The following is a 7,992-nucleotide window of genomic DNA, read 5'->3' as shown; positions in this document are numbered from 1 at the left end:
GTGATGATGAAATAGTCATATTTACCCCTTAAACAGTTAATTACTCAGTCAGTTAATGGTACTCTCATAAAACTTAATCTTTTTTTAAATTTTATGATTATTTTATATTTGCTGTATTCATGAAACATAAAATTTTTATATCGATTTATCTTAACTAGCATAAACATCATAGAAAGTCATTAGAACACTCTAAGCACTTTTATTGTAAAATCATTCAAAATATTTAAATAAAGGTGTATTAATGGCAACTGTTGGTATGAGTGATATTAAAAAAAATGTTCGTCTTGTAGTGGGTGAAGTTCCTTATAAAGTAGTGGAGTTTCAACATGTAAAACCAGGGAAGGGTGCTGCATTTGTTCGTATGAAAATGAAAAGTTTTTTAAATGGAAAAGTAGTTGAGAAGACTGTACATGCTGGTGATAAGTTTGAAGTTCCTGAGATTGACTATAAAACAATGCAATATTTGTACGATGATGGCGAAATGTACCAATTTATGGACAATGAAACTTATGACCAACTAGGACTTTCATACGAGCAGTGTGATGAGGCTTCTAAATGGTTTAAAGATGGTATAAATGTAGATATTGTTTTTTATAAAGGTCAAGCTATTTCTGTACAGGCTCCTGAAATTATGGAATTTGTAATTACAGATACGCCACCAAACTTCAAAGGTGATACTTCAAGTGGAAGTAAAAAACCTGCAACACTAGAGAGTGGGGCAGTAGTTCAAGTTCCATACCATGTTTTAGAGGGTGATACTGTTAAAGTAAATACAGTTGATGGCGAGTATTTAGAAAAAGTTAAGTAATTAACGCAATATAAAAAAGAGGAAAGTAGCATGGGATTAAGTAATAAAGAGTTACCAAAGTTAGGCTTTTTATATATGGACTATGTCCTAAGATTTTTTGATCATTCAAATTTCAAAGGTTGGCCAAATAAAATAGAGACTGTCACCTATCATTGGAAAAATGATAAAGATAGATTTATTAAAGAGGTTAAAGCTAAGAAGATTGATGTCCTTATTGGTAATGTTCCTGCTACTGCGTATGAGACTTTTCGTGAGATTGCTCGTGAATTGCCTCATGTGCGTTTCATTCCATCTTTAGATACACAATTTTCAAATAAATCGAAAGAGAATGTAACACGATTTGCATGGAAATATGGCTTGCCTATTCCAAAAACATATATTTACTATAATCATAAAAATGCAGATAAGTTTTTGAAAAAATGTGAATATCCAAAAATTATTAAAAAATCTTACGGTCCATCAAATTATGGCGGATACTTTGTGCATAAAGTTGATAGCTATAAAGAGGCGCGTGAGCTTTTTGATGAAAAACGCTACCATCCTGAGTATTTTCAAGATTTCGTTCCTATGGAAGCAGATATTCGTGTAATGCTTATTGGGCATAAACCTGTTTGTGCTTTTTGGCGTCGTGCTCCAGAGGGAGAATGGCTTACAAACACTTCACAAGGTGGAAGTATGGACTACAATGATGTTCCAAAGTCTGTACTTGATTTGGCTGTAAAAGTTTCAAAAGCAGCAAAAGCTGAGTATTGGGCTTGTGATGTTGCTTATGGAAAAGATGGCAAGGTTCGTATTTTAGAGTGTGCGACTGCGTTTGCTGCGTTTCCTTACATTCGTGACTGGATTGGTGAGTATTTGATGTGGCTTTTAAGCGATGGTCGTTTTAGAAAACCAAATATGCCTATGTTTAACTGGGAAGAGTTAGGAAAAATTTCTCCTGATTTACTAAGAACTATGAGACACATAACATTTGGTAAATTTAATGTAAGTTATGATGGTGCTTACTTTGGAAATAAAAAGAAAATGTATGGCAAAAAAGAGGTTTATATTCATGAACTTGATGCAAAATATAAGGTTTTTCCTGTTAAACGCAGATATGTTGAAGAGTGGCCAAGTGAGAAATGGAATTATCAAGATAAACTTGCACTTAAACCTCTTAGAAGCTTGAAGAAAAAATCAGATATAGAAGTACCAACACCTACAAAAGATGAGAGTGCTGAATCTGTAAAAAATGAAATAAAAATTACAAAAGAAGAGTTAGGTGACTTTTTAACAGCTATTGATGGGATTGGCAAGAAAAAAGTAAAAAAACTTGTTGAACACTTCGGTAGTGTTGATGATGTAATTGGTGTTATTCATCAAAATCCTACAATTCTTGAAGAGGTTCAAGGCTTTAGTGCTAAACTTATTAAAAAAGTTGAAAAAGCTTGGAAAAAACTTCTTAAATAAACATCTATGAAGTCCTTTTCTTGGGCTTCTTTTTAATCAATTCATAAAAAATTAAAATCAAAGGTACTGCTTTGAGTGCAAAACCACAATTTACACATCTCCATTTACATACAGAATACTCACTTCTTGATGGTGCAAACAAACTTACAAATCTTATTTCACGAGTCAAAGAGCTTGGAATGACCTCTGTTGCTATGACAGACCATGGAAATATGTTTGGTGCTATTGACTTTTACAAGCAGATGAAGAGTGCAGGACTAAAGCCTATCATCGGGATGGAAGGCTATATTCACAATGGTGAAACCCTAGATGATAAGAGTACAAAACAGCGTTTTCATATCTGTTTATATGCTAAAAATAAAAAGGGATATGAAAATCTTATGTACCTCTCTTCTCAGGCATTCATAAAAGGTTTTTACTACTATCCACGCTTAAATAAAAAAGAGTTAAGAGAACATAGTGAGGGCTTAATATGTAGTTCTGCCTGTTTGCAGGGTGAAGTAAACTGGCATCTGAATATGCAAAATGAGAGAAATGTAAAAAATGGTGCTTTAGGATATGAGGGTGCATTAGAAGTTGCACGAGAGTATCAAGATATTTTTGGAGATGATTTTTATCTTGAAGTTATGCGTCATGGAATTGGAGATCAACTCTACATTGATGAGCAAATACTGAAAATTGCCAAAGAGACAGGAATAAAAGTAGTGGCAACAAATGACACACACTACACTTACGCCGGTGATGCACAGTATCATGAAGCGTTTATGTGTATAGGAATGAATAAACTCTATGATGATCCAAAGCGTATGCGTCACTCTGTTCATGAGTTTTATATTAAATCGCCTGAGGAGATGGCTCGTCTTTTTGTGGATATTCCTGAAGCCATAGAAAATACGCAAGATATTGCAAATAAAATTGAAGAGTTTGTGCCTATTGTAAAGTCACCAACACCACCAAATTTTAAGTTTACAAAAGAGTATGCAGAGGCTGAGGGGCTTGATATTAACTTTGAAGATGATGCACCACTGCCTGAAAATCCTACAGAAGAGCAGAAGAAAAAATGGCTCTCAGCAGCAGATAAAAATGATGCAGCTTACTTTGTTTACAAGTGTAGAGAGGGGCTTGAAAAACGATTAAAAATTGTTCCAAAAGAGCGTCATGAAGAGTATAAAGAACGATTAGAATTTGAGATGGACATCATTAACTCTATGAAATTTCCAGGATACATGATGATTGTATGGGATTTCGTTATAGAAGCAAAACGCATTGATGTTGCTGTAGGACCTGGTCGTGGTTCGGCTGCTGGAAGTTTAGTTGCATTTTCACTAGAGATTACTGATATTGACCCTATGAAGTATGACCTGCTTTTTGAGCGTTTTTTAAATCCTGAACGAGTAAGTATGCCCGATATTGATATGGACTTTATGCAGGCTCGTCGTGGGGAGGTCATAGACTATGTGGTGCGAAAATATGGGCGAAATCAAGTGGCACAAATCATCACTTTTGGTTCACTCTTAGCAAAAGGGGTTATTCGGGATGTTGCTCGTGTGCTTGAGATGCCTTTAAGTCAAGCTGATAAAATGGCGAAACTTATACCTGATGAGCTGGGAATTACCCTTAATGGAAAAACGAAAAATGGTAAATTCGTTGATGGTGCTTTTCAAAAAGAGCCAAAAATTCAAGAACTCATTGATAGCGATCCAAACGCAGCGCGTGTTTGGGAGTTTGCTAAAAAACTAGAAGGGCTTAAACGCAATGCAGGAATGCATGCTGCTGGTGTAGTAATATCAAATGAAGAACTTTGGAAAAAGACACCTATTTATAAGCCATCTGGTGAAGATACTTTTGTAACACAATATTCACTCAACTATATGGAAGATGTTGATCTGATTAAATTTGACTTCTTGGGTTTAAAAACGCTTGATGTTATTCAAAATGCTATTAAACTTATTAAACGCAGATATAACCGAGAGGTTGAGTGGCATAAAATAGATGAAAACGACAGAGAAGTTTATGATGTTATTCAAACAGGTGATACTGTTGGAATGTTTCAGATAGAGTCTTCTGGTATGCAAGATTTGAACAAACGCTTAAAGCCTTCAACATTTGAAGATTTAATTGCAGTTTTAGCACTTTACCGTCCTGGTCCTATGGAGTCTGGAATGCTTGATGACTTTATTGAGCGAAAACATGGTCGTCAAGAGATTACCTATGTATTTCCTGCACTTGAAGATATTTTAAAACCAACTTATGGGGTTATTGTTTATCAAGAACAGGTTATGCAGATTGTACAGACAATTGGTGGATTTAGCCTTGGTGGTGCAGATATTGTGCGTCGTGCGATGGGGAAAAAGAAAGTCGAGGAGATGATTAAATACAACAAAGAGTTCTCTGAGGGTGCTGCAAAGCAGGGGCTTGACTACAAAACAGCTTCAGAACTTTTTGATTTAATTGAAAAATTTGCAGGGTATGGTTTTAACAAATCTCACTCAGCAGCTTATGCCATGGTAACATTTCAAACAGCATGGCTTAAAACTTACTATCCGAATGAATTTATGGCAGCACTTCTGACATCAGATAAAGACAATACTGAAAAAGTTGTTCGTTATATTGATGAGGTAAAACGGATGGAGATTGAACTTGCTCCACCTGATGTTTGTGACTCACAACTTGAATTTTCTGCAATCACTAAAGATAATAGAGAGATTATTCTGTTTGGTTTGGGTGGAATTAAAGGTGTCGGTGAAGCAGCCATTCATGCTATGCTTGAAGAGCGTGAAGAAAATGGGGACTATACAACTTTACAAGATTTTGTAAATAGAATTGAACCTAGTAAAGTAAATAAAAGAGTGATTGAAGCCTGTATAAAAGCGGGTGGATTTGATAGATATGGCTACTCAAGAAAAGCACTGCTTGACCAAATAGACCTTATAGTCGAGACTGCAAAAAAAGCGAGTGAAGCGAAGAAAAATGCTGTTGGAAGTCTTTTTGGAGATGATGAAGAGATAACAACTGTTGAACTTACGCTTACAAATTGTGAAGAGTATGAGCTTAAAGAGATACTGGAGTTTGAAAAAGATACTTTGGGCTTTTATGTTTCTGGGCATCCTATGGATGATTATCGTGAAGAGTTAGATGAGTTAAACTATACCCTTTCTTCTGAATTAGAAAATATAAAAGATGGTTCTTTTGCCATTTTTATAGGTAAAGTTGAAGAGATAACAAAAAAAGTTTCTAAAAAAGGAAATCAGTTTGGCATTGTAAACCTGATGGATTTTCATGGAAATATTGAGATTATGCTTTTTTCAGATAAATTGGAACAACTCTCACAAATGAATTTAGAAGAGCCAGTTGCGTTTAAGGCAAGAGTTACGCTTACCGATTTTGGACCGCGTCTCAATGTTACAAAAATTATGGCACTCAAAGATGCAAAAAGAGAGACCAAAAAGGTAAAAAAAGAGGTGCAAGAAGCTCCACCAGAACCTATAAATTTAGCTGTAAGACTCTCACAAGATTTTGATGTGCTAGAAAATTTATACGCTACTATAAGACAAAACCCAGGTAACCGTCCTCTAAAAGTAACCATAGTATCAAAACTACACAATGTCGTCATTGATTCTGCTATTCGCGTTGGAAGTCAGATTGTTGGCGCTTTAGAGGGAAATGCATTTGTGGATATAATAAGTTAGTGAAAAAAGGAAGAGAAAAATATGAATAGAGAAGATTTTAATGAGGGACTTTTAGGTTTTTTAGATGCTTCACCAACCCCTTTTCATGCAACGCGAAATATGGCGATGATGTTTGAAAATGCAGGATTTGTAAAACTGAATGAAGTTGAAAATTGGGAGCTAGAAGCTGGGAAAAAGTACTATGTTACTCGTAATGACTCTTCTGTTATTGCATTTACTTACCCTAAAAATGATTTGAAATATTTAATGATTGGTACGCATACTGATTCGCCAAATCTAAAACTTAAACCAAACGCAGTTATAAAAGAGCATGGCGTTGTAAAGTTTGGGGTAGAGCCTTATGGTGGACTTCTGCTCAATCCTTGGTTTGATAGAGATTTATCACTTGCAGGACGAGTGAGTTATCTTGATGCTGAAAATAGAGTACAAAATGCACTCATAGATGTGCAAAAACCTTTGGCAATAGTCCCTTCACTCGCTATTCACCTTGATGATAAAGCAAATAAAGATAGAACTATAAACAAACAGACCGATATGTGTCCAATTCTCTCTACGAATGAAGATTTTGAGCTTGATGATTTTCTTCGTTGGCAACTTGATAAAGTGGGTGTGCGTGATGTAAAAGAGATTTATGCAAATGAGCTAAGTTTTTATGATACACAAAAGGCTGCGTTTGTGGGGCTTAGGGATGATTTTATAGCAAGTGCAAGACTTGACAATTTACTAAGTTGTTATACTGCTATGCTAAGTATATGTAGTGTGTCAGAAGAAAAACCTATGCTTTTTATTGCAAGTGACCATGAAGAGGTTGGGAGTGATTCTACAAGTGGAGCAGGGGGAAGTTTTCTTGAGAGTACACTTAAACGAATTTTTCCAAATTTTGAAGAGTACATACAAATGGTGCGAAGTTCTTTAATGATAAGTGCCGATAACGCTCATGCTATTCATCCAAATTATCCTGCTAAGCATGATGCAAACCATGCTCCATATATAAATAAAGGTGTTGTTATAAAAGTCAATGCAAACCAGCGTTATGCTTCAAATTCTCAAACGATTGCAAAGTTTATGCAAAATGCGAAAAATTTGGAGTTACCACTTCAAGAGTTTGTTACTCGTAGCGATATGGGATGTGGCTCAACAATAGGTCCAATTACTGCTACTCGCATAGGCGTAGATACCATAGATGTTGGACTTCCCACTTATGCGATGCACTCCATTAGAGAACTTGCAGGAAGTGATGACGCTCATATGCTGTATAAGATTTTAACAGGATTTCAACTTTAGATGGCAACAGTTACACCAGAAGAGTTAAATCTTTTAATAGAGCAGACCTATAAGGTAGAGAAGGAGTTTACTGAACTCAAAAGCTCTTATGCAAATCTCCAAGATACTGTTGAAAAGCTAATTGAATTTTTACCAAATGCAATCTGGATACTCAATAGTGACAACACTGTTTTTGTGCAAAATTCTTATGCTAGAGAACTCTATAAACTGCTTAAAGAGTTATCGTACAGAGATGAAGATTATGAGATTCAGTTTAATACGCGCTCCTATCTTGTAAAGAGTTCAACCTATAAAGATAAAGTGATGTTAAGTGTTACAGATATAACTGATCAAAAACGAAAAGAAAATTTAGCAACAATGGGGCAGATGGCAGCACACCTCTCTCATGAAATACGAAATCCAATAGGTTCTATCTCTCTTTTGAGTTCTGCTCTAAAAAAGAAGGTTATTCCTCAAAATGTACCTATTGTTGAAGAGATACAAAAATCTGTAAGTAGAATTGATAGAATTATAAAAGCAACGCTTATGTTTTCAAAAGGCGTTATAGCCAAAAAAGAGCAATTTTTATGGAGTGAGCTAAAAGAGTCAATAGATATGTCCATAAAATATTATGACTATTCAAAAGAGATAACATTCCTTTTTCCAGAAGATGATTTTATGCTAAACGCAGACAAAGATTTACTTGAAATGCTCTTTTCAAATCTTATTATAAACGCAATAGATGCCATTGAAGCTGATGATAATGATGATGGAATAATAGAG

At 35.2% G+C, this 7,992-nt stretch carries 5 protein-coding genes; all 5 read left to right on the top strand.

Annotated elements, in window-relative coordinates:
• Positions 1–241: 241 nt before the first annotated feature.
• Complete coding sequence (efp, locus tag MVY38_RS08460; protein ID WP_297485227.1) at positions 242–808, top strand: elongation factor P; 567 nt, start codon at positions 242–244, stop codon at positions 806–808.
• A gap of 30 nt (positions 809–838) precedes the next feature.
• The gene (locus MVY38_RS08455; RefSeq protein ID WP_297485224.1) at positions 839–2,257 is read left to right on the top strand and encodes a helix-hairpin-helix domain-containing protein; all 1,419 of its coding nucleotides are present in this window, start codon (positions 839–841) and stop codon (positions 2,255–2,257) included.
• A gap of 71 nt (positions 2,258–2,328) precedes the next feature.
• On the top strand, positions 2,329–5,946 hold the full coding sequence (gene dnaE / locus MVY38_RS08450; protein ID WP_297485222.1) for a DNA polymerase III subunit alpha: 3,618 nt from the start codon (positions 2,329–2,331) through the stop codon (positions 5,944–5,946).
• A gap of 21 nt (positions 5,947–5,967) precedes the next feature.
• Positions 5,968–7,230, top strand: coding sequence for a M18 family aminopeptidase (locus MVY38_RS08445; protein WP_297485220.1), 1,263 nt, complete (start codon positions 5,968–5,970; stop codon positions 7,228–7,230).
• The coding region (locus MVY38_RS08440; protein ID WP_297485218.1) for a histidine kinase dimerization/phospho-acceptor domain-containing protein at positions 7,231–7,992 on the top strand (762 nt) is incomplete at its 3' end.

It is taken from the genome of Sulfurimonas sp., from assembly GCF_027056685.1.
GTDB lineage: Bacteria > Campylobacterota > Campylobacteria > Campylobacterales > Sulfurimonadaceae > Sulfurimonas.
Note: the sequence above shows the minus strand (reverse complement) of the source record. Positions and strands in the feature narration are given on the sequence as shown.